At 57.5% G+C, this 21,932-nt stretch carries 18 protein-coding genes, 1 tRNA gene and 3 pseudogenes; 10 read left to right on the top strand and 12 right to left on the bottom strand.

The window, feature by feature from the left end; translation table 11 throughout:
* Positions 1-47: 47 nt before the first annotated feature.
* Positions 48-1,211, bottom strand: a complete 1,164-nt coding sequence (locus EOK75_RS18485; RefSeq protein ID WP_168199295.1) for a TAXI family TRAP transporter solute-binding subunit — start codon at positions 1,209-1,211, stop codon at positions 48-50.
* Between the two features lie 176 nt (positions 1,212-1,387).
* On the opposite strand from EOK75_RS18485, the gene EOK75_RS18480 reads away from it, so the two are divergent.
* Complete coding sequence (locus EOK75_RS18480) at positions 1,388-2,320, top strand: glutathione S-transferase C-terminal domain-containing protein (RefSeq protein WP_137195486.1); 933 nt, start codon at positions 1,388-1,390, stop codon at positions 2,318-2,320.
* 25 nt (positions 2,321-2,345) lie between these two features.
* Positions 2,346-3,218: an amidohydrolase family protein gene (locus EOK75_RS18475; protein ID WP_137195485.1), complete on the top strand. Its 873-nt coding sequence runs from the start codon at positions 2,346-2,348 to the stop codon at positions 3,216-3,218.
* 37 nt (positions 3,219-3,255) lie between these two features.
* Here the strand turns inward: EOK75_RS18475 and EOK75_RS18470 are convergent, their stop codons facing one another.
* Positions 3,256-4,017, bottom strand: a complete 762-nt coding sequence (locus EOK75_RS18470) for an HpcH/HpaI aldolase family protein (RefSeq protein WP_137195484.1) — start codon at positions 4,015-4,017, stop codon at positions 3,256-3,258.
* Positions 4,018-4,229: 212 nt separating this feature from the next.
* Between EOK75_RS18470 and EOK75_RS18465 the strand changes: the two genes are divergently transcribed.
* The 5 genes and pseudogenes from EOK75_RS18465 to EOK75_RS21475 form a co-directional block, all read left to right on the top strand.
* The gene (locus EOK75_RS18465) at positions 4,230-5,210 is read left to right on the top strand and encodes a LacI family DNA-binding transcriptional regulator (RefSeq protein WP_137195483.1); all 981 of its coding nucleotides are present in this window, start codon (positions 4,230-4,232) and stop codon (positions 5,208-5,210) included.
* A 100-nt stretch (positions 5,211-5,310) separates the two neighbouring features.
* Positions 5,311-6,642: a histidinol dehydrogenase gene (gene hisD, locus EOK75_RS18460; protein WP_137195482.1), complete on the top strand. Its 1,332-nt coding sequence runs from the start codon at positions 5,311-5,313 to the stop codon at positions 6,640-6,642.
* Positions 6,639-6,952: pseudogene (locus EOK75_RS20955) on the top strand (SDR family NAD(P)-dependent oxidoreductase); the annotation flags it as partial. The gene hisD and the pseudogene EOK75_RS20955, both read left to right, overlap by 4 nt.
* A pseudogene (gene tnpC / locus EOK75_RS18455) lies at positions 6,944-7,954 on the top strand (IS66 family transposase); the annotation flags it as partial. The pseudogenes EOK75_RS20955 and tnpC, both read left to right, overlap by 9 nt.
* Before the next feature lie 162 nt (positions 7,955-8,116).
* Positions 8,117-8,212: pseudogene (locus tag EOK75_RS21475) on the top strand (IS481 family transposase); the annotation flags it as partial.
* A gap of 315 nt (positions 8,213-8,527) precedes the next feature.
* Here EOK75_RS21475 and EOK75_RS18445 read toward each other — a convergent pair.
* From EOK75_RS18445 to EOK75_RS18415, 7 genes are all read right to left on the bottom strand, one after another.
* A tRNA-Ser gene (locus tag EOK75_RS18445) sits at positions 8,528-8,617 on the bottom strand.
* Between the two features lie 80 nt (positions 8,618-8,697).
* Positions 8,698-9,417 carry an alanyl-tRNA editing protein gene (locus EOK75_RS18440; protein ID WP_137195480.1) on the bottom strand — a complete coding sequence of 240 codons (720 nt, stop codon included), beginning with the start codon at positions 9,415-9,417 and terminating at the stop codon, positions 8,698-8,700.
* Between the two features lie 18 nt (positions 9,418-9,435).
* Positions 9,436-11,859, bottom strand: coding sequence for a DUF3772 domain-containing protein (locus EOK75_RS18435; protein ID WP_137195479.1), 2,424 nt, complete (start codon positions 11,857-11,859; stop codon positions 9,436-9,438).
* Positions 11,856-12,887 carry a cysteine synthase A gene (locus EOK75_RS18430; protein ID WP_137195477.1) on the bottom strand — a complete coding sequence of 344 codons (1,032 nt, stop codon included), beginning with the start codon at positions 12,885-12,887 and terminating at the stop codon, positions 11,856-11,858. Before EOK75_RS18430 ends, EOK75_RS18435 begins: the two co-directional genes overlap by 4 nt.
* A 64-nt stretch (positions 12,888-12,951) precedes the next feature.
* Entirely contained in the window at positions 12,952-14,076 is a 1,125-nt protein-coding gene (locus tag EOK75_RS18425; RefSeq protein WP_205965515.1) for a gamma-glutamylcyclotransferase, read from the bottom strand.
* A gap of 4 nt (positions 14,077-14,080) precedes the next feature.
* Entirely contained in the window at positions 14,081-14,521 is a 441-nt protein-coding gene (locus EOK75_RS18420) for a TrgA family protein (protein ID WP_137195476.1), read from the bottom strand.
* Positions 14,522-14,644: 123 nt separating this feature from the next.
* Complete coding sequence (locus EOK75_RS18415; RefSeq protein WP_137195473.1) at positions 14,645-16,072, bottom strand: cryptochrome/photolyase family protein; 1,428 nt, start codon at positions 16,070-16,072, stop codon at positions 14,645-14,647.
* A gap of 190 nt (positions 16,073-16,262) precedes the next feature.
* Between EOK75_RS18415 and EOK75_RS18410 the strand changes: the two genes are divergently transcribed.
* A complete protein-coding gene (locus EOK75_RS18410) occupies positions 16,263-17,318 on the top strand; it encodes an ABC transporter substrate-binding protein (protein ID WP_137195471.1) in 1,056 nt (351 codons plus the stop codon).
* Positions 17,319-17,367: 49 nt separating this feature from the next.
* Here the strand turns inward: EOK75_RS18410 and EOK75_RS20950 are convergent, their stop codons facing one another.
* Positions 17,368-17,523 (bottom strand): hypothetical protein, encoded by a 156-nt coding sequence (locus tag EOK75_RS20950; RefSeq protein ID WP_168199294.1) that lies wholly within the window; start codon positions 17,521-17,523, stop codon positions 17,368-17,370.
* 78 nt (positions 17,524-17,601) lie between these two features.
* Here EOK75_RS20950 and EOK75_RS18405 point away from each other — a divergent pair, with 78 nt between their 5' ends.
* Positions 17,602-18,030 (top strand): RrF2 family transcriptional regulator, encoded by a 429-nt coding sequence (locus EOK75_RS18405; protein ID WP_137195470.1) that lies wholly within the window; start codon positions 17,602-17,604, stop codon positions 18,028-18,030.
* Positions 18,031-18,035: 5 nt separating this feature from the next.
* Here EOK75_RS18405 and EOK75_RS18400 read toward each other — a convergent pair whose 3' ends face one another.
* The gene (locus EOK75_RS18400; RefSeq protein ID WP_137195469.1) at positions 18,036-18,725 is read right to left on the bottom strand and encodes an NnrU family protein; all 690 of its coding nucleotides are present in this window, start codon (positions 18,723-18,725) and stop codon (positions 18,036-18,038) included.
* Positions 18,726-18,959: 234 nt separating this feature from the next.
* Here EOK75_RS18400 and EOK75_RS18395 point away from each other — a divergent pair, with 234 nt between their 5' ends.
* Positions 18,960-20,873 (top strand): cation:proton antiporter domain-containing protein, encoded by a 1,914-nt coding sequence (locus EOK75_RS18395; RefSeq protein ID WP_137195468.1) that lies wholly within the window; start codon positions 18,960-18,962, stop codon positions 20,871-20,873.
* 9 nt (positions 20,874-20,882) lie between these two features.
* On the opposite strand, the gene cobT is transcribed toward EOK75_RS18395, so the two are convergent.
* Positions 20,883-21,893, bottom strand: a complete 1,011-nt coding sequence (cobT, locus tag EOK75_RS18390) for a nicotinate-nucleotide--dimethylbenzimidazole phosphoribosyltransferase (RefSeq protein WP_137195467.1) — start codon at positions 21,891-21,893, stop codon at positions 20,883-20,885.
* Positions 21,894-21,932: the final 39 nt, after the last annotated feature.

Genomic DNA, 21,932 nt, shown 5'->3' with positions numbered 1-21,932 from the left:
AAGGTCCGGCCCGCAAGTGTCGGGCCGGAGAGTTGGGGAGAACTAGATCAGAAGTTCCAGACGTCTTTGTAAACGACAGGCAATCCCGCTTCGCTAAGATGTTGTGCACGCACTTCGCCCCACTTGGCCGCGAAATCAACTTCATCGTCAGGAACATCTCCTGCGTTCATCTCGGCCCAAGCTGCCGCCAGCACTTCCTGACGCATTATCAAGCCATCCTGATGCGCTTGCGCCTCGTCGTTCCAGACGCCTTTTTCCTTGAAGTAACGAATGACGCCCTCATGCCATGGCCATGCCTGTTCAGTCACTTGCAGGTCAAAAGCGTATCCTTTGGCACGGGGAAATGCAGTGCCGATTTCGTCCGAATTGATGTCCATTGCCTTGACTAGATTATAAACCGTGTCATCAGCAAGATCCGGCAAAGACAGGTATTCTGGATAACCGTATCCGTTAATCTGCACGCAGGTGCCGTCAGGAATGCCAATACCCTGACAGATCTCGGCCCGTTGGATATAGGGCGCCACTGCGTTGAGGCGCGCCCAGCCTTCGGTGTCGTCATGTGCGGTTGGGGGCCAGAAAATACCACGGGGAGAGTTTGCCAGCCGCTCGACACTGGGTGAAGTGGTGTTCGCGGCTGCAATATCGGCCTGACCATTGATCAGCGCCTCCTGACCTGCAGACCACGAAGATACAGGCACGCGAATGACATCTTCCCAAGTCAATCCTGCAAAAGCAAGGGACGCTTCGACCACCTTGGCAGGGGCGGCACTACCCTGCACAACCGCAACACGCTTTCCCTTTGCGTCTGCCCATGTTTTCACACCAGAGTCAGCTGTGACCGCCGCGCCGTTGCCCGGGTTGTTCGCGTTGTAAGCGATGATCCGTAGCGGCTGTGGACCGAAGCCTTTTTTGGCGAAAATGAAGGCCCCTTCTTGTGCAAAATAACCGTCACTACCCGTTGTCATCAGATCGGCCTTGCCCGAAAGAACCGGCAAAAAGCGTGAGAAACCATTACGGATGGGAACGACTTGCAACTTCATTCCGTAATGTTTTTCCAACACCTTTCCGATTGAAATCGATTCAGCATAAACGATTGATTGGCTGTCATAGCTGGCCCAAGTCATCTGTTCGGGTAAGGTGACGTCGGCTGCGGCGATCGATGCAGGCAATAGTGCACCGATTGCAACGATCAATGTTCGATTGAAGGTCATGATTGGCATCCCCTAAATTTTGATTCTATTATGTCGATCACCTTTGCGCAAAAATGTACACGTGTACATACATTGAAAAAATTTCATGTTTCTATTTTTCAGCTTATAAAAAATGAGGTTTCGTACGATACGTTATTCAACGCAGTCATGAACACGCTTTCATTTGGAGATCCGCTATGGGACAATTGGTTGCCGGTAAATGGATCGGTGGAACACAAAAGCAGATCGGATCAGGAGGGTGGGAACCCCGTCAGGAAGGGTTTCGGGGCATGGTTCGTGCAGGCGGGGATTCACCCAATCCCGCTGAGGCCAACCGGTATCTACTGGTGGAGTGTCCAGGATGCCCTCTGGCACAACGGGTGTCGATGCTGCACCGGTTCAAGGGGTTGCAGAAAGTCGTACCTACTGTCTCTGTTTTGCCCGAGATGGGAGAAAACGGACGTGAATTTAGCCGCGTGGATGTTCACAACCCCGAACCGCTGACCGGATATTTCTATCTCTACGAAGCCTATGCCGTCAGCGATCCTTCCTATACAGGGCGGGCGTCCACACCTGTCTTGTTTGATTTGAAAACAAGGCGGATCCTGTCAAACAACACCCGCGACATATTTGATATGTTTAACAGCGCATTTGATGCGTTCACCGACGTGCGGGAGGATTTTCTTCCGGCCTCGCAGCGGGGTGAGATAACAAAGTTGATAGACGAGATTTACATAAAAATCACGTCAGCTGTATACAAATGCGGCTTCGGACGTAGTCAGGCCGTCTATGATGAAAACCTCGCCATCCTTGAGCGCGGCCTTGACCAGTTTGAATCCCAACTCGCAGATTCGCGCTGGCTGTTGGGGGATAGTCCCACCGAGGCGGACTTTATGCTCTACACAAGTCTCGCCCGTTTTGATGCCATTTACATTCCGCTCTTTCGCACGGTCACTCGGAGAATCGAGGAAATGCCCGCGCTGACCGCGTTTGTTCGCCGCGTACATCAACTACGCGGAGTCGCCGAAACCTTCGATCTTCGCAGCTGTATGGAGCATTATTTCCGATCGCATCTGCACATCAACCCAACCGGTGTGGTGCCCGCTGCGCCACATCTTAGCTGGCTTTAACGTAGCGGCCAAAAAGGACATCATTATGCAATCCAAAGCATCGCCCACCATAACGGCCCCACCGACCACTGCATTTACTGACGTCACAAACGGCTGCGACTGTCATGCACACATTATCGGGGACGATTCTGAATTTCCGATGGATCCAAATCGAAGCGAAACCCCTGCGACGGGATCGCTGGATCACTGGCTGGACAAATACCGCACGCATCTGGCGCAACTTGGCCTGACACGTGGCGTTATCGTTCATTCGATGATCTACGGATTGGACAACAGCATTACTGCGGAAGCGATTGCACGCCTTGGGCGGGATAATTTCCGTGGAGTTGCGCTGCTGACTTCGGACGTCAGCGATGAAGTGCTGGATTATATGGCTGAGCAGGGTTTCAAGGGCGCGCGGCTCAATTACATCCATGGTGGCGTGCTGGATTGGGAAGGCGCCAAGTCTCTTGCCCCAAGGTTAAAATCTCGCGGCATGCATTTGCAGATTTTGTTGCATACCCATATGCACATGGTCGAGATCGCGCCGGAACTAATGCGGCTTCCGTGTGATGTCGTGATTGATCATATGGGATGGCCCGACACATCCGCCGGCCCGGATGAACCGGGGTTCAACACTTTTCTACGCTCGTTGGAGACTGGGAAGATGTGGCTGAAGCTATCGGCTCCTTATAGATTATGTAACTCGCCGTATCGTGAGGTGGACAGCTTTGTCACCAGAACGTTGGAGGTGAACCCCGAGAGATGTTTGTGGGGTAGCGACTGGCCCTATCTGATGCGCGGAGCGGCAAAGCGCCCCGAGATCGAAGATTTGACGGAGGCATTTTTACGGGTCGTTCCAGTGTCGCAACGCCAGACTGTTCTGGCGAGCAACCCTGCAACCCTGTTCGGCTTCTGATACGGGTGAGGCGGGTGGGTATTTGGTCAGTCGCGCCTTATTCCATGTCGTGCAGGGCCTTCGCCTCGGCGTTTGCGCCGCGCAACATGAATGCGTGTTCGGATGCAACAAAGAACATCGTCACGCCCAGTTTTTTCAGCTGCGGACCCACCGTTGAATCTGTGGCAAATGTCATGAATGTCTTTCCAGCCGCCAGAGTCGCTTTGCCGGTGGATTGCATTGCGTCCAGCACTGCCTGATCGTTCATGTCGGTCTTACCGTAACACACAGCAAGATCTGCGGGGCCAACAAAAACCCCGTCCACCCCGTCAACACCCGCGATGCCTGCGGCAGCGACTACGCCCTCCGGCTCTTCGATTTGCGCAATGATGATTGTTTCTTCAATGCTCTGCGCAAGTACCTCGGCCATTGGCCGTGTGCCGAACCCCGCCCAGCGGGTTGTTCCAGCATAACCACGCCCGCCATGCCCGAAGCGGGCCGCGCGCGCGATCATTTCCGCCTTTTCGACACTGTCCACATGAGGCACGATTACACCGACCGCACCACTGTCCATTGCCTTTAGAATTTCAGATGCGGTGCCGGTCGGAACACGGACCAGTGTGGGAATATCAAGCGCACGGGCAATCCCGAGACACATATCCATCCGACCTCTGTCAAACGGCGCATGTTCACAATCCAGCGCTAGGAAATCTAGATTGGATTTCGCCAGAATTTCAATTAGCTCGGGAGCGGGCGTTTTGACGAATGTCCCGACCAGCACCTTTCCGGATTTCATGTCCTTTTTCAGATTGGCCTTCATAGTCGGGACTCCTTGGTTGATCGCCAGTTGCTAGCACAGCTTAGCGAAACTAATAGGCGACAGGCGAATTTTGCACAGCTTTGAAATATTTCACGATGTTGCGAGGTGCGGCGCCTGCTCTCAAAGCGAAGGGCAGAGTGATTGCCATTAGTTTTTTTACTGGACGTTTAGGGGCAGGAAGCGCATTCATTTGATGAGAGCGGGGATATTTCATGAAAGTAACGGCGAAAGAAATTGCACTAGCCGTGGGTACATCAGTCTCGGCGGTGTCGCGTGCCTTTCGCCCCGATGCATCGCTTGCGGACCCCTTGCGGCAAAAAATCCTGCTTGCTGCGGCGGAGATGGGCTATGTTATTCCCGCGCACCGCATAGCGACGCAGACTGGAATGCGCATAGTATCACTGGTTGTCGGTGATGTGATGAATCCGTTTTATCCCTCAATTCTCGAGGAATTTTCCAGCGCGGCATTGGCGAGCGGCATTCACCTGAACCTGCATATTATTCCGCAGGGAAAAACCGTCGACAGTGTCATAGGGCATGTCCTCCACCAGCGCCCGCACGCGGTGATCGTCACCTCTGCAATGCTGTCCTCTGAACTGGCAGTCCAGTGCCTGCAAAAGGGGTTGCCGGTTGTGTTGTTCAACCGTGTACAGATCAATACGGCGCTGAGTGCGGTTTGCTGTGACAACTATGCTGGCGCGCGGCAGGTCGCTAACTTGCTGGTTAATAAAGGATACCAACGGATCGCCTTTGTTGGTGGCATACGAAACACCTCGACCCATATGGAGCGCTGGCGGGGCTTTGAAGACCGGATGGCAGAGGCTGACATGCCGGTGTTCAAGACTGTTTCCGGTGATTTCAACTATGATGTGGCCTTTGCCAGCGTACGCGACCTGCTCAAGGACGGACGGCGGCCGGATGCGGTCTTTTGCGCCAATGATATTATGGCAATTGCGGCCATTGATGCCGCAAAATCTGAGGGGTTTCGTATTCCTGATGATCTGGGAGTTGTGGGATTTGACGACACTCCGATGGCGGCGTGGCGGTCTTACCGCTTGACCACAGTCCGTCAGAGAATCCGGTTGATGGTTCAGGATACCTTCAAATTGATTTCGCAACTGATCGAAGACCCTGCTGCCGCAGGCACCATCCGGATCACGCCCAGTGTACTGATGGAGCGGGACAGCGCGTAGTTTGAAATTTTTCACGCCGATTTAGAAATATTGCACGATGAATGCCCGACCGTTATCGCAGAGCATAACCAAATTTGTTCCCACCACACGGAGAGCCCTGATGACCGTCACCTACCTTAAGTCCGGCAAACCTGCCGCAGATCGCGCCGAAGATGATGCCCGCACTGCGCAGGTTGTTGCGACAACGCTGAAGGAAATCGAGGCACGCGGTGACGCGGCCGTGCATGAACTGTCCGTGAAGTTCGATAAATACGACAGGGAAAGCTACCGGTTGAGCGAGGACGAGATATCCGGGATCATCGCACGCGTCGATCCTTTGGATCTGGCCGACATCAAGTATGCCCAAGCCAATGTGCGGGCCTTTGCGCAAGCACAGCGCGACTCGATGCTGGACATCGAAACAGAGCCGATGCCCGGCGTGATCCTTGGCCACAAAAATATCCCCGTTCAGTCGGTGGGGTGCTACGTCCCTGGCGGGAAATTCCCCATGGTTGCCTCTGCACATATGTCGGTTGCTACAGCTGCGGTGGCGGGCGTGCCCCGCATCATCGCCTGCACTCCCCCATTCAATGGAGAGCCAAATCCCGCCGTTATTGCGGCCATGCATCTTGGTGGCGCGCATGAAATCTACGTTCTGGGCGGCATTCAGGCCGTGGGTGCCATGGCGATCGGAACCGAAACCATTGATCCGGTGCATTTGCTGGTCGGCCCCGGCAATGCCTTTGTCGCCGAAGCGAAGCGCCAGCTTTTTGGCCGTGTTGGCATTGATCTGTTTGCCGGACCCACCGAAACGATGGTTATCGCTGATGATACGGTCGATGCGGAGCTTTGCGCGACCGATCTTTTGGGACAGGCCGAACACGGATATAACAGCCCCTGCGTCCTGCTAACAAATTCGCGCAAACTGGCAGAAGAAACACTGACCGAGATTGACCGCCTGCTCGCAATCCTGCCCACCGCAGGCACGGCGCGCGTGTCTTGGGAGGACTACGGCGAGGTAATCCTGTGCGATACCTATGACGAGATGTTGCAGGTCGCGGACGATATTGCGTCCGAACATGTTCAGGTTATGACGGACCGTGACGACTGGTTCCTTGAGAATATGACCTGCTATGGCGCGCTATTCCTCGGCGCACGTACAAATGTGGCCAATGGCGACAAGGTCATCGGCACCAATCACACCCTGCCAACCAACAAGGCCGGTCGCTATACCGGCGGGCTATGGGTCGGCAAATATCTCAAGACCCATTCGTATCAAAAGATCACCACAGATCAGGCCGCGGCAGAAATTGGTGCCTACGGCTCGCGGTTGTGCATGCTAGAGGGATTTATCGGACACGCCGAGCAGTGCAATGTGCGCGTCCGGCGCTATGGCGGGGTAAATGTGCCCTACGGTGAGGGCGCACCACGCCCCGCAAAGGCCGCGGAATGAAACTGCCCGTCACGCCTTCCTTCCGTCTGGAAGGTAAACGCGCATTGGTGACCGGTGCCAGCTCGGACATCGGTTTGGGCTGTGCGACCGCCCTTGCTGATGCCGGCGCTGATGTTGTCTGCGCGACGCGCGGAGAGGACAAGCTGAACGAAGCAGTCGCGGAAATGCGCGCTGCTGGCTGGTCGACGAGCGCCCTGCCTTTGGATCAAACGGACCATGGTGCCCTCGCACGGGTCTTTGAGGGAACGCATTTGACATCGTGGTGAATTCGGCGGGTATGGCGCGCCATAGTTCCGCGTTTGACACTACTGTCGCCAGTGTCATCGTTGCCAAGTTTGCGGATCACCTACCGCTCTACAGGCAGGCGCAGATCTACGCCCGTCAGGGTGTTGATCTCGACCGGTCCACACTGGCGGCATGGGTGGGCAAGGCCGCTTATGAACTGGCCCCCGTTTACGACGCGCTGATGGCCGACCTAAAGCGATCCACCAAGCTCTTCATGGACGAGACAACCGCCCCGGTGCTCGACCCCGGCAAGGGCAAAGTGAAGAAGGGATACTTCTGGGCGCTGGCCCGAGATGACCGACCATGGAATGGAGATGATCCACCCGGCGTGGCGTTCACATACGCGCCGGGGCGATCCGGCAAACATGCGGTGGATATTCTGAACGGCTTTGAAGGCATTCTTCAGGTCGACGGCTATACCGGATACAACCGTGTGATTGACCCAAAACGGCAAGCTAACATCCGGCTCGCCTACTGCTGGGCGCATGCCCGTCGTAAGCTGTTCGAGCTGACCAGAAACAGCGTAGCGCCGATTGCGCAGGAAGGGCTGAGGCAGATCACAGCTCTTTATCGCATCGAGACGCAAATCCGCAGCTTGCCCGCATCACAGAGGCTGGCTGTCCGAATAGACAAATCCGCTCCGATAGTCGCGAACTTCAAAAACTGGCTGGCACAGGCCAGAGGGCAGGTCTCAGCCAAATCCCCAACTGGCGAGGCGCTCAAATACGTCGCAAAATACTGGGACGGGCTGATCCTGTTCCTCACCGACGGACGGATTGAGATGGACAACAACACCGTCGAACGCACCATCCGGCCCATTGCCATCGGTCGCAAAAACAGCCTCTTTGCCGGTCACGAAACCGGGGCCCAAAACTGGGCCGTTCTGGCTTCTCTCATAGAAACCTGCAAACTAAATGGGATTGAGCCGCACAGCTACCTGACCCGGACTCTCACTGCTATCGTGAACTGGCATCGGCAAAGCCAGATCAGAGAGCTCCTGCCCTGGAACTACGTCCAAACCGTGTGATCCGAACACCGCTTACCGAACTTCCGTGTATAGGGCGGTTGCAAATTAGGCCACGGTAGCATCGGCATTGTGTTGGTGCGGGCGGCGTAAAAGTCGTCCACTTTTGCTCTCACTGATTTAGCAGGGAGGGCCGGAGGATTTTCACCGTGGAAGTTTATTTAGACAGTTGCCAAATGGCGGAAGCGGGCGACCGTTGAGGATATGAAGACGGGCCCGAAAGAACCGCGTTCTACGGTCCTATCGCCAGCCAAGCGGGCCTCCCAAGCTTCAATCTGCTCATCCCATATTAAACTAGCTTTTTGCATGGCAATAGTCTCGGAATCTGTATGCAGGCTTAACCAAACCTCTTTTCTGCCTTCAACACAGGAATATCGGACAGGAACCCGTTTGCGGAGCCACAACATCTTTCCCCTGCCCATAAGTGTCAAAATCGTCTCTCCCACATCAATGTCGCGTAGCAATATGTGTAGCGAAACGTGTAGCACTTCAAGCGACCCGGAGCCCGAAGAGAGCCGTAAACAGCACTAGAGCTCTGTTTAAATTGGGTAAAATAAATTATTACGTAAAAATTTATGGCGGAGCGAGAGGGATTCGAACCCTCGAGACGGTTCCCCGCCTACACACTTTCCAGGCGTGCGCCTTCGACCACTCGGCCACCGCTCCGTTGAGAGGTCTTTAGCCTGCAATTGTGGGGGGTGGCAAGGGGGGCTATGCAGAAATTCTGTATTTGATCATGCTTTTGTTTATTCGGCCAAATGCAGCGACACGCGACGGTTCTGACGGCCCTTATTCTCCAACTTGCCAAGCGCGATACGGCCGATCTCGCCGGTCCTGGCAACATGGGTGCCACCACAAGGCTGCAGATCAACCTGAGCCGCGCCCTCGCCAATCCGAACCAGACGTATAGACCCTTGACCGGTCGGGGGCGTGACCGACATTGTCTTCACAAGACCCGGATTCGCCAACAGCTCTGCCTCCGTGATCCAGCTTTCAGTCACTGGCAAATCCCGGTCGATCAAGCGGTTCAACGCATCCTCAATCGCCTGCATATTGGCCAGAGGCTCCGGCATCGCAAAATCCAGACGGCCCTTTTCGGTGCCAACCTGCCCACCGGTTACCGGCAAGGGAATGACCACCGAAAGCAGATGCAAAGCAGTGTGGACACGCATGTGGCGATACCTACGACCCCAGTCCAAATGCTGGCGCACCTTGGTGCCGATCGCGGGCATCTCGGCGGCAATCGCGGGCAGTAAGCCAACGCCGCCCCCCTGCACCTTGACAGCCGTTGCAATAGGCAGCTTGTGCGCGCCCCAAACCAGCTGCCCACTATCGCCGGGTTGCCCGCCCCCATTGGGGTAAAAGACACTTCGATCTAGTACAATCGCACCTTCGCCGGTGTGGGCTATGACCACGCCTTCAGCCTCTACCTGATAAGGGTCGGCGCGAAAAAAATGATCCGTCATAAAACCATCCTGACGTGACTAGCTGTTTGCAGGGCTATCGGGGATAGGACCTTGCTTTGGTGCGCTAAATTGCTCCAGCGCTTCGGGGTTCCGCAGCCAGATCGCACGCTGCGCGACGGGGATCTCGATACCCTCCTCGGCAAAGCGGCGGGCGATATCATGGTTGATATCCGACCGGACCGTGACAGAGAAGTTCACATCCCGCAAGATCACCCGAATCTCAAAGTTAAGGCTGTCCGCACCGAATTCCGCCAAAACCACGGTCGGCGGCGGGTTCAACACGGCCAGCGGTTGCGCCTCGGCGATCTCTTGCAGGACCCTTTCCACATGGCGCGTGTCGCTGCCATAGGCCGCGCCAACTTTCACGATCAAGCGACCGGTCATGTTATAGCGCGTCCAGTTTGTCACCATATTCGACACGAAGTCAGAGTTTGGAACAATCACATCCGTGCGGTCAAAGGTCTGGATCCGGGTAGAGCGGACAGAGATGCTGCTCACCGTTCCCATGATGCCGTTCACCTCAACCCAATCGCCTTCAGAGATCGGGCGCTCAATCAGCAAGATGATGCCCGAGACAAAGTTCAACACGATATTTTGCAAGCCGAAACCGATACCGACCGACAAGGCACCCGCCACAATCGCAAGGCCGGACAAGTCCATCCCCGCTGACGTAATCCCGATCAGCGCGGCAAGGAAAATCCCGACATAGCCGACACCGACCACGATGGCATTCTGCCCGCCGTGATCAAGATTGGTCTTTGGCAGGATCGTGGTTTTCAACGCCCCTTGCAAAAGCCGCGTAACCACATACCAAAAGCCGAAAACAACGAATAGCAGAATGAAATCCGTGGGGGAAATCCGGGTCTCACCGATCTGGAAACCATCGCGCAGTTTGGTGAACACCTCCGTCAAGTCCGACATCCGAGCGCCCCAGATTAGGGCCAGCAAGGGGATCGCGGCAAAGCTAAGCACGAAACCAATCAGTACCGGCAACAGCCCGTCCCGCCCCTGTTCATCCGTACGGGCGAACACCGCGTAAACCGCGCCGACAAGGCTTTGTAAGGTGAACAACAGCCCCACAAGGGCCAGAGTCCCCACCATAGGATAGACCAGCCCCTGCCCCGCGCGGACATAGCCGACCATTGCAAGCAACGGCCCCAAAACCGCGACGACCATCGCTATCTGCGACAACAGGGCGATCAAGCGCAACGAAAACGGCATCGGCGCTTCTTCGTCCTGCTCCTCATCCTGCTCCACCTTCGTGCTGCGCAACAAAAGCTTGCCCAGACGGAACAGCAGGACACCTGTCAAAAGCACCATCGGAAAGGCAAAAACCGAGGCTGCTGCCTCTGACATCTGGCCTGTTTGCAGCACGGCTGTGCGCAAAACCTCTAGCCCGAAGATAAGGCCAAGGGATTGCGCCAGAAAACGGCCCTTGGCGCGGCCGTCGGCATCCAGCTGCAAATGCCTCGGCGCAGAGAATGCCTTTGGAAAGCTACAGGTTCCAAGCCAGCGCGACCCATAGGCGATCAGACCAACCTTGATCAGAACCTGCGCCACCTCGGCCCCCAAGGGGCCCAGCATGCCCGACATGACAACCGCCGTCACAAAGGCCACAACCCCCAGTATGGGCACAATCACCTGACCAAGAGAGACCATAAACGACCAAATCTCTCGCAGACTGGAGGTGCCGCCATCCAGCAATCGCACCGCAAAGCGTTCGACCAGAAACCGACCGCGAAAAATGGTCAGCAGGGCAACCAGCAACAGGCCGACAATCGGCGGCAGCTTGTTCCTAAGGTTGGCGCGCTTTGCCTCATCCGCCCAATTGCCGGTAAGCTCTGCACCCAAGGTGTTGCCCGCTTGCAAAAGGGCCGTCACCGCTGCCGGCCAGTTCGCAGGGTTGATCGGCAAAGGCCAAAGCTGCAAAAGCGCCTCTGCCTGACGATCGCGCAGGATCGCGTCGATCTCACCGATTTGCCCGTCGGCACGGCTGTACGCCTCTACCGCTGCAATGGCAGGGGCTTGGGCCACTGAAAGCTGTTCGGCCAAATCCACACGGCGCGCCGCGATATCGGCAGCCTCGGTCACGCCATCTGCGGGGGGCGCGCCAAGCGCCTCAATCTGCGCGCGGATTGTGCCGATACGGGCAGAATTCACCCCTTGAGCGGCCAAGAACCGTGCCCGCCAAGCTGCAATTTCGGTACGCAGGGCGATTAACGTTTCTTCTGTCACTTCAGAATCGGAAACCTTCGTCTCGGCATCGTCCGAGACCTTGTTCCACGCATCATAGTCCAGCACCGCTTGGGCCGTGCTTTCGCCAGCCGCAGCGCCTGCGGATTTATCGGTTTGCGCCGAGGCAGTAGCCGCGATGCCAAACCACAACGCCAAAGCAGCAAGAAACAGGGTAAAGCCGCCTACGGCCTGCCGCATACGGATCATTCTTCGAACACCGTGGGGATTTCGCGGGGCGCGCTATCAAGCCATTCCGGCACCGGCAACCCTTTGGCCTGCAGGAACTCCGGATTGAAAAGCTTGGACTGATAGCGCGTGCCGTAATCGCATAGGATCGTGACAATGGTATGGCCCGGCCCCATCTCGCGCGCCATCCGAATGGCCCCAGCGACGTTGATACCCGACGATCCGCCAAGGCAAAGCCCCTCCTCCGCCAGCAGGTCAAACACGACCGGCAAGGCCTCGGCATCCGGAATACGGTAGCTGTAATCCGGTGTCAGCCCCTCAAGGTTTGCAGTAATGCGGCCCTGCCCGATACCTTCGGTGATCGAGGAGCCGGGGCTTTCCATTTTCCCGGTAGTATAGAAAGAATGCAGCGCTGCCCCTTCGGGATCGGCCAGCCCGATCTTGACGCCTTTGGGCTGAAGGGCCATTGCCATTCCGGCCAGCGTGCCGCCCGACCCTACCGCGCAGATAAAGCCGTCAACCTTGCCGCCAGTCTGCTCCCAAATCTCGGGGCCGGTGGTTTCGACATGGGCCTGCCGATTGGCTGTATTGTCGAACTGATTGGCCCAAATCGCGCCATTAGGTTCGGTTTGGGCAAGTTTCTCGGCCAGGCGGCCTGAATAGCGCACATAATTGTTCGGATTCTTATAGGGTGCCGCGGGCACCTCTATCAGCTGCGCCCCTGCAAGCCGCAGCATATCCTTCTTTTCCTGACTTTGGGTTTCAGGGATAACGATGACCGTGCGAAACCCCATCGAGGCCCCGACAAGCGCAAGCCCGATGCCCGTATTGCCCGCCGTCCCTTCGACAATCGTCCCGCCGGGTCGCAGCGCGCCCCGCGCCACCGCATCACGGATAATATACAGCGCGGCACGGTCCTTGACCGACTGACCGGGGTTCAAAAACTCTGCCTTGCCCAGAATTTCGCAGCCCGTAGCATCTGAAGCCTTGTTGAGCCGGATCAGAGGGGTCTTGCCAATGGCATCGGCCAGATCGCTATAAATGCGCATGCGAATATCCTTTTGCTATTGCCCAAGGTGTACGGGGTCACAGGCGCCAATTCAAGCCTCGCACCTAGCTTGCAACGTCACGAACCTGTGCCCGCAAACGGGCGCGCTCCCGCTCCAACCAATAGTAGCTGATCAGCAAGGGGGCTGATGTCGCCTCCCCCCGTGCGACAAGGGCTGCAAAGGCCTCAAAGCTCATCAGGTGACCCTTGATATCCTCAGCCTCATCCTGCGCACCGCCGATAATTGCTGTGCCATCAGGCAGGCCTGTAAGCGCTACATAAGAATAGATATATTCAATCTTGGCCCCCGGCGAAGGGTAATAGGCCGAGACAGGAAGCAAGTCCCCCAAGGTCAGGTCGGCTTCTTCCAATGCCTCGCGGCGGGCGGCATCTTCGGGGGTTTCGCCCACATCAATGCGGCCGGCGATAGGTTCCAGCTGCCATGGCTGGATATCACCGCGCGCAAACGGGCCCATTCGGAATTGTTCAACCAGTAGAACCCGGTCAAGAACCGGATCGTAGGGCAGCACCGTCACCGCATCGACCGAGATGAATACGGCCCGCTTCACAACCGGGCTTTGCGTGCCATCAAACCGGCGAAACGACAGATCGTATTCCTCAACCGCAAAGAAATTCGCATAGGGCTGGCTACGGCTTTGCACCTGCACCTCACGCTCTGCCAGCGGACGGCGCAGGCCGATTGCACCCGGCACTGCTGCGCGCAACCGGCCGGCGCCCCGCAGCACCATAGTGCCGCGCCGGTCCATCGGGATCTCTGCCGGATAAAGCGCCATCATGTCCTCTGCCGTGGCTACGATCACCTGCCCCCAGCGCGCAACCCAATCTTGCAGCTGCCACGGGTCGGCGGGATGCCAAAGTCCCGGCTCGGGAATATAGACCAGCGCCGAAACGCTTTGCCCGTCCACCTCAACCAACCGCTCTTGCGTGCCATAGCCAAAGGGGCCCTCGTAATAATCCAGCCGGGCAAGATCTGCATCATCCAGATCTGTCAGCAAATAGCCATACGCGGCCCCGCCCGCTTGCGCGACCACAAGCGGAAAATCATGGCCATCCGCCCAATAGACCGCGTGATCAGGCAAAATCGCGGGCTGAAACGCCGGCATCCGCCCCAAGACCACCTCCAGCAATGGCAGGTGGCACAGGGTACCGTAAATAAACAAAGGTCTCAAAACTTCAATCCCACCGCCGTTTGGCCCATTCGGCACCAAGCCCCCCTATAATTCCGCCAACAATCAAAGCACCCAGCACATCCGCCGTAAAGAGCAGCGAACCATACTCCAAAGCAAGCGCAAAGATGTCTACAATTGCCTCCATCGGGCTGTCGTAGCGCTTTTTAAACGCTTTGCGCACCATAAGAATAGTGCAAAACAGCAGTATCGCCCATGCCACAATGATCGCCGACGTCCTGATCCCGAAGCCCAGCGCCATACCGTAACCCTGGCCTGCCTGTCGGCCCATGACACGCCAGCCGCTCAGCAGCCCGATCACCACGCAAAGGGTCGAATATTGGCCATATTGCATGCCCTCAGGCATGCCCAGTTTGAACGCCTCCCCCGCGAAGAACGCGGTTGCACCAAACAGAATGGCGGCGATGAGCTTTGAAATCGTCGGCATATGGTCCCTGCGAATGTTTCGATCATGCGTGTCGGCCCCCTGCGGCCCGCTTCAGATCGGGCATCAAGGGATGGGGCACAGCATATGGTCGAAGTGTTACGAAAAGGTACCAATCACCGCGACTTAAGGTTCATCGGCCGCGGTGCCTCGGACCGAATAGGCCTCTAGCGCGCGCTTGCGCCCGAAGGACAGCTCCACCAAACGATCCGGATAGCGCGACGGCACGTCCAAGTCCCAAGACCTCGGGACGGCATTGAAAAACCCGCGCGCATCCGGTCCCGGCGGACTTGCCAGTTCCGCAATGAAACGGTGCCGGTAAAGCGCTTTGGGATCAAATTTCTTGGCCTGCGTTTCGGGATTGAACACCCGAAAATACGGGGTGGCATCAGGCCCGGAGCCCGCAGCCCATTGCCAGCCCATCGCATTTGAGGCCGGATCCCAATCGATCAGGCAGTCCTCAAACCAGCGCTGGCCCACGCGCCAATCGGTCATCAGGTGTTTGGTCAGATAAGAGGCCACGATCATCCGCGCACGGTTATGCATCGTGCCTGTGACATACATCTCGCGCATGGCGGCATCGACGAAGGGCTCACCGCTCATGCCACGTCGCCACAGCTCGGCATCATCATTGTCACCGCGCCAAGGAAAGCTGTCCCATTCCTCGCGCCAGTTCCTGCTGGTAATATGCGGCGAGTGATGCAGCAGGTGATAGGCAAACTCGCGCCAAGCCAGCTCTTTCAGGAAATGCTCTGCGCCGATACTGCCCTCGTGCATCATCCGCTGGGTGGCGTGCCAGATACTGCGCGGGCCGATCTCGCCATAGGTCAGGTTTTCGGAAAGCCGTGAGGTGGCATCCTCTGCCGGAAAATCGCGACGGTCCTTGTAGCGCATCACCGGACCGTCCAGAAAATCCGCCAAACGGGTTTGGGCCACGCCCTCACCGACACCAAGATGCGGCAGGACAACAGCCGCACCGCGGTCCATCGCGCGGCCCATCTGCCAATCGTCCAGCAGATCGCTGGCGGGCCAATTTTCCGGCGCTTTCAGTGTTTTCGGGGCGGCTGCGGGGAACGAAACCTCCCGGGTTTTGACATTGCGCCAAAAGGCCGAATACACCTTGTAATAGCCGCCCTGCCCTGTTTGCACTGTCCACGGCTCATACAGCAAATGGCCCGCATGGCTTTGCGCCTCAATGCCATCACCGCGCAGGGCTGATTTCACCTGCGTGTCGCGCGCTTTTGCAGGCGCGTCGTACAGCCGCGCCCAATGCACGGCCCCCGCACCCAGCTCCGCGCGCAACCCCTGCAGGACCTCTAGCGCAGGCCCGCGCCGCAAAATCAGCTTGCTGCCGATCCCTTCCAGCGCCCGCGCGAATGCGGCCAACCCAAGCCCCAAGCGCCATTTCGCCGCCGCCCCGAGGCTTTCGGTTTCGGGGTCCAGAATGAACACGGGCACCACCGCACGGCCAGACTTTGCCGCTTGGGCCAGCATCGGATTATCCGACAGGCGCAGGTCACGGCGAACCCACAGAATCAACGGCGTATCAGACATCTTATTCCAAACTCTTTTTTATATATTTCATATACGCTGACACAGCGTGAATGGATCACCCACCCCCGAAATCATGGCAGAATCCCAAGCATTTTTCCCTCTTGAGTGGTTCCGTACAAACACCTAGCCTATCTTTAGAACGTGAAGGCGAAAACCGCCTCTTGACCGTCCAACAAATAAGGGAAAACCGATGAATATCAAAAGCAAACTCCTTCTTGGTGCGGCATTGGCCGTGGCCCTGCCGCTGACTGCCGCCCATGCTGCCGACCCCGATCTGGTCGTTTTCGACTGGGCGGGATTCGAGGATAAAAACCTTCTCGGCTCCTATATCGAAAAGCACGGGCAGTTGCCCACCTATGCGCTTTACGGCGATGACGACGAGGCATTTCAAAAGGTCGCTTCCGGCTTCAAGGCCGATGTCGCGCACCCTTGTTCGCAGATGGTTTCCAAATACCGCGATGCAGGCCTGATTGAACCGTGGGATGTCTCGCGCATCAGCAACTTTGACCAGATCGCGCCGCGGTTTCTCGAGTCCGCTATCTTCAAGGATGAGACCGGCGTGTGGTACATCCCCACCGATTACGCCTATACCGCGATTGCCTATAACACGGCAGATGTCACCGAAGAGGAAGTCGCATCCGTCGATGTGTTCTTGAACCCGAAGTTCGCAGGCCGCATCTCGCTGCCCGATAACACCGATGATATCTGGTCGCTCGCCTTGCTGGCCACGGGTGTTTCCGATTGGACGAACCTGACCGAAGAGCAATTTCAAGCCGGGGCCGCATGGCTACGTGAGGCCCATCCCAATGTCGTCGCCTATTGGGCCGACCCCTCGGAATTATCGCAGTTGATGGCGGGCGGGCAGGTGCAGGTTGCCTGGACATGGAATGATTCCATCGCCCTGATGCGCGAAGATGGCCACCCCGTCGGCTTTCAACGTCAAGCCAAAGAGGGCGCTGCGACGTGGTTCTGCGGTTATGTGAATCTTAAAGAAGGGCCCGGCTCCGAGGATAAAGCCTATGACTTCATCAATGCTTGGCTTGATGACAGTTCTGCCAAAGGGCTGATGGACGGTTTCGGCTATGCCTCCACCAACAACCGCGCAATGGCCGCCATTCCGGCAGAGGAGCTGATCGCAGCGGATGTCAGCCCGATTGACACCACTTTGCTGGCGCAAACCCCGATCGACAACCAGATGCGCGACCGCATGTTGGAAGAGTTCGAGAAAATCAAAGCAGGTTTCTAAACCCTTTCCCCTGTCCGGATATCTGTCCGGGCAGGGCCTTGCCGCCTTGTTACCCCAGCACGATCCAAAGCAGGCCAAGGATGACCGTCAGATAAAAGATCATGTTGAACATAGAGCGGATCAACCCGGCATCCCCTTTCGGGTCCACCCCGAACCATTCGCAAATTTTTGTTCCCGGCCAGAGAAGCGCGTCGGCAATCTTCATATGTCACCTATAATCAGCATTTAAGATACGTATTATATACACCTTCTAAATGCGCATTACGAATGCTAATTATAAAACATGCAACTTGATAAATTCACCGACTACGCGCTGCGGGTGCTTGTCACCCTGTCCATCCGCACCCCCGACAGGGTTCCTGCCGCCGAAATCGCGCGGCTTTACGGGCTGTCTGCCAATCACCTGGCCAAAGTCGCAACAGAATTGGTGCGCACAGGTTTTGTCAATTCCGAGCGCGGGCGCGGCGGCGGGCTAAGGCTTGCGCGCCCGGCGGGCGACATCAACATCGGGGCGGTTTTGCGCGCGCTCAAACAACATGAGCCGGTGGCGGAGTGTTTTTCAAATGTAGGAACCTGCCTTATTGCACCTGCATGCGGGTTGCGTAGCCCTTTGGCCGAGGCCCAAGAGGCCTTCTTTGCCAGTCTCGACCGTTATACGCTTGCAGATGTGACGACATCCAAAACCAAGCTTTTGGTGCTTTTGGCACCCTGAACCTGTCACGGATTGGGCATTACCCCGATAATGGGCGCATGAAGGTGGAACACCGCCGCCCAGACCACAACCGCCAGCCCCAAGCGCCAAAGGCTTGGCCCCGATTGCGGGTGCCAACGCCCCCTCAGCAAAGCCTCACAAGGCCAGCGGGAGGTATTTTGTGCCCAAGCAGCCCAGCGCTGCGCCCCCATGACGCGCTGATTGCGCCGGTCTATCGCGATCATGCCAAACACAGAAAATCCCGCAAAGCTGCCAAACAAGATCACATGCGCAAGCGTCCCGTTCGCCAGCAAATGCGCAGTTGACCAAAGCGCCAAAGCCCAAAGCAACGGATGGCGCAAAACGCCCGCAATCCCCGGCCTGTCAGGATCGAACCCCGTTTTTTTACCGCCAAAAGACAAAGGATTGGGCGCAGAAATGCCAAAGACAGCAAGCCCCAGCGCTACGGGCATCACCAGATTGACCAGCCAGCGATGCCACACCGCCTGATCCCAAAGCACCACGACCGGCGCCCGCCCTGCCGCCACGATAAGCCAAGCCAGCAAGACCGTGGACAAAAGGCTGTAGGCAATCGTAAAGCCCCGCGCGCCAAGCCGCGCTTGCAATAGAACCTTTGTCTGCGGCGCGGTAGGAATACGGTGCGCGGCCATGAACACCGCAAAGGCCACGAAAAACTCTACCCATGCGCCTGCCATCTGCCCGTCCTTCCCTATGCCCCGTCACCAGTATCATAACCGAAGGGGGCGGATCAATTGTGGCAAAACCACACATCAATCACCGGCCTGTCCTAAACAGCCTTGCGCCAAGAAACCCGATAATGACATCTCCACAAGACCGGTTGCGGGTGCTACTAAGCGTGCAACGGTGTGGCAGCAGTACCACCCAACGGGCGCATTGCATCGCGCTAAAAGCCAGAACAAAGGATCGCCATGGAAAGTTTTCTGTTCCAAGCTTCAATTTATCTGGGCGCGGCCGTTTTAATCGTTCCGCTTGCGGTCCGGCTTGGGTTGGGGTCGGTGCTTGGTTATCTGGCCGCCGGTATTCTGGTGGGGCCGGTGCTGGGGCTGGCGGGAACGGAAAACGAAGACCTTCAACATTTCGCCGAATTTGGCGTGGTCATGATGCTGTTCCTGATCGGGCTGGAGCTGGATCCCCGCGCGCTGTGGGATATGCGCCACAAATTGATCGGGATGGGCGGGTTGCAAGTGGTCTTGACCACCGCCGCCATCACCTTGGTTGCCAGCTGGTTGGGGCTAAGCTTGCAGATCGGGATGACGCTGGGGATGCTGTTCTCGCTGTCCTCCACCGCCATCGTGCTGCAAACCCTGTCAGAGAAAAACCTGATGCGAACGGCCGGCGGCCGCGCGACTTTTGCGGTGCTTCTCACCCAGGATATCGCCGTGGTGCCAATTTTGGCAATCATTCCGCTGCTTGCCCTTAGCGGCACCGGAATGCCCGAAAGCATCACCGCCGCCACCTTTGGCATCTCCAACCCAGGCGCAGTGGTTGAGGCGCATACCGCAGGTGCCGCCGAGCCGCTTGTCACCCTCGTCCAATCCCTGCCCGGTTGGGCCGTAACCCTTATGACACTCGGGATTGTGGCTGGCATCATTCTGGTCGGTCACTTCCTCACCCGCCCGATCTTCCGGTTTATCCACGCCTCCCGCCTGCCAGAGATGAGCACCTTCATCTCCCTCCTCATGGTGCTTGGGATCGCGTTTTTGATGATGTTGGTCGGGTTATCTCCGGCTTTGGGCACATTCCTTGCCGGCGTCGTCCTTGCCAACTCGGAGTTCCGGCACCAGTTGGAGGCGGATATCCAACCCTTCAAGGGCATCTTGATGGGGCTGTTTTTCATCACCGTTGGCGTCGGGATCAATTTCGATGTTTTGCTGGCCAATCCGGTGCTGATCGTTTCCCTAACCCTAGCGGTCATCGCACTGAAGATGAGCGTTTTGCTGTTGCTCTCCTTCATCTTCAAACTGCGCGGCCCCAACCGCTGGCTTTTCGCGCTTGGGCTGGCGCAGGCAGGGGAGTTCGGCTTTCTCATCGTCAGCTTTGCGCGCAAACAGTCCATCCTGCCCACCTCTATCGCAGAGATCACCCTGCTGATCATCAGCCTTTCCATGCTGCTGACCCCTGCCCTGTTCATCGGCTATGAGGCGCTTGCGCGTCGCATGAAATCACGTGAGACTGAACGTCCCGCCGATGTCATTGACGAGCAGGGCCGGATCATCATCGCGGGCATTGGCCGCTTCGGCCAGACCGTTAACCGGATCGTCAAGATGTGCGGCGGCTCGACCGTGGTGCTCGACAGCGATATGGCTGCGATCGAGCAGATGCGCCGTTTCGGGGCCAAAGGCTTTTTCGGCGACCCCACCCGCCCCGAGCTGCTGGAGGCCGCAGGCCTTTCCGAAGCATCGGTACTGGTGGTCGCCGTGGACAACCCTGAAAATGCCGTGAAAATCGTGGCGCATGCCCGCCAGCAACGCCCCGACATCCATATCATCGCGCGCGCCTATGACCGTCCGCATGTTTTCGCGCTTTACCGTGCCGGTGCCAACGACATCGTGCGCGAAAGCTATGACAGCTCCATCCGGGCGGGGCGCTATGTGTTGGAAAACATCGGCTTTACGGATTATGAGGCCTCAAAAGTCACGCAGACCTACTTCAAGGTGGAACGTGCGGCGTTGCGCGATCTGGCACAGGTTTGGGTGCCGGGGCAGCCTGTTCACCTCAATGATGCCTATGTCGCCCGCGCGCAGCAGCTTGAACGCGATCTTGCCGCCGCCATGACCGAGGACCTTGACGAGAGCCGCGCCAAGCTGGACGCAGCACAGTAAGCCGCGCCCTTATCCAGCCGCGACACCCGCCTCGGCAAATGTCGCCATGCCCGAATGGCAGGCAATCGCCCCTTGCAGCACGCCAAGCGCAAGCGCCGCCCCCGACCCTTCGCCAAGCCGCAAGCCCAAGGACAAAAGCGGTTCTTGGCCCAGATGATGCAGCAAGGCGGGGTGCGCTGTCTCGGCGCTGACATGGCCCGCGACGCAATGGTCCAAGCCCGTCGGCAAAAGTTTCGCAAGGACCGAGGCGGCAGCGCAGCAAATAAACCCGTCGAGGATAACCGGAATACGCAGCAGCCTTGCGCGCGCAATTGCCCCCGTCATCGCCGCAATCTCTCGGCCGCCCAAACAGCGCAGCACCTCCATCGGGTCACGCCCCTGATGCAACGCCAAACCTTTGGTCACAGCGTCCAGCTTGCGCGCCAGCCCCGCATCATCCACGCCCGTCCCGCGCCCGACCCATCCGGCAATATCGCCCCCCCACAAGGCACAACACATCGCGGCCGCGGGCGTGGTGTTGCCGATGCCCATTTCCCCGGTAATCAACACATCCGAGGCCGGGTCCACCGCATCCCACCCCACCTGCAATGCTGCCAACAGCTCGGCCTTATCCATCGCAGGCGCGGTGGTAAAATCTTCCGTCGGGCGATCCAAGTCCAATGCATGCACCGAGATTTGCGCACCAAAAAGCTTTGCCAATTGGTTGATCGCTGCCCCGCCAGCGCGGAAATTGGCAACCATCTGCACCGTGACCTCGGGCGGAAAGGCCGAGACCCCCTGCGCCGCCACCCCGTGATTTCCGGCAAAGACGATCACCTGTGGTGCCGCAATACGGGGGCGGTCGGTGCCGCGCCAGCCCGCATACCAAATCGCCAGATCCTCTAGCCTGCCCAAGGCGCCGGGTGGTTTGGTCAACTGCGCATTGCGCTGGCTTGCCCCCTGACGAGAGGCAGCATCCTGCCCAGCCGCCGCGATAAAAGCATTCTGAAATTCGGAAACATCAGTGAATTGGGTCATCATGGGGCGGGCCTCCTTGTCGTTTACTGCTGCCTTGGGTAG

It is taken from the genome of Pseudorhodobacter turbinis (assembly GCF_005234135.1).
GTDB lineage: Bacteria > Pseudomonadota > Alphaproteobacteria > Rhodobacterales > Rhodobacteraceae > Pseudorhodobacter > Pseudorhodobacter turbinis.
The sequence above is the reverse complement of the archived record's forward strand: the minus strand, read 5'-3'. Positions and strand labels throughout refer to the sequence as shown.

What these genes read in the sequence shown, in the direction of transcription:
- EOK75_RS18485 (WP_168199295.1), bottom strand. Translation starts at nt 1,211, where the DNA reads ATGACCTTCAATCGAACATTGATCGTTGCAATCGGTGCACTATTGCCT.
- EOK75_RS18480 (WP_137195486.1), top strand. Translation starts at nt 1,388, where the DNA reads ATGGGACAATTGGTTGCCGGTAAATGGATCGGTGGAACACAAAAGCAG.
- EOK75_RS18475 (WP_137195485.1), top strand. Translation starts at nt 2,346, where the DNA reads ATGCAATCCAAAGCATCGCCCACCATAACGGCCCCACCGACCACTGCA.
- EOK75_RS18470 (WP_137195484.1), bottom strand. Translation starts at nt 4,017, where the DNA reads ATGAAGGCCAATCTGAAAAAGGACATGAAATCCGGAAAGGTGCTGGTC.
- EOK75_RS18465 (WP_137195483.1), top strand. Translation starts at nt 4,230, where the DNA reads ATGAAAGTAACGGCGAAAGAAATTGCACTAGCCGTGGGTACATCAGTC.
- hisD (WP_137195482.1), top strand. Translation starts at nt 5,311, where the DNA reads ATGACCGTCACCTACCTTAAGTCCGGCAAACCTGCCGCAGATCGCGCC.
- EOK75_RS18440 (WP_137195480.1), bottom strand. Translation starts at nt 9,417, where the DNA reads ATGACGGATCATTTTTTTCGCGCCGACCCTTATCAGGTAGAGGCTGAA.
- EOK75_RS18435 (WP_137195479.1), bottom strand. Translation starts at nt 11,859, where the DNA reads ATGATCCGTATGCGGCAGGCCGTAGGCGGCTTTACCCTGTTTCTTGCT.
- EOK75_RS18430 (WP_137195477.1), bottom strand. Translation starts at nt 12,887, where the DNA reads ATGCGCATTTATAGCGATCTGGCCGATGCCATTGGCAAGACCCCTCTG.
- EOK75_RS18420 (WP_137195476.1), bottom strand. Translation starts at nt 14,521, where the DNA reads ATGCCGACGATTTCAAAGCTCATCGCCGCCATTCTGTTTGGTGCAACC.
- EOK75_RS18415 (WP_137195473.1), bottom strand. Translation starts at nt 16,072, where the DNA reads ATGTCTGATACGCCGTTGATTCTGTGGGTTCGCCGTGACCTGCGCCTG.
- EOK75_RS18410 (WP_137195471.1), top strand. Translation starts at nt 16,263, where the DNA reads ATGAATATCAAAAGCAAACTCCTTCTTGGTGCGGCATTGGCCGTGGCC.
- EOK75_RS20950 (WP_168199294.1), bottom strand. Translation starts at nt 17,523, where the DNA reads ATGAAGATTGCCGACGCGCTTCTCTGGCCGGGAACAAAAATTTGCGAA.
- EOK75_RS18405 (WP_137195470.1), top strand. Translation starts at nt 17,602, where the DNA reads ATGCAACTTGATAAATTCACCGACTACGCGCTGCGGGTGCTTGTCACC.
- EOK75_RS18400 (WP_137195469.1), bottom strand. Translation starts at nt 18,725, where the DNA reads ATGGCAGGCGCATGGGTAGAGTTTTTCGTGGCCTTTGCGGTGTTCATG.
- EOK75_RS18395 (WP_137195468.1), top strand. Translation starts at nt 18,960, where the DNA reads ATGGAAAGTTTTCTGTTCCAAGCTTCAATTTATCTGGGCGCGGCCGTT.
- cobT (WP_137195467.1), bottom strand. Translation starts at nt 21,893, where the DNA reads ATGATGACCCAATTCACTGATGTTTCCGAATTTCAGAATGCTTTTATC.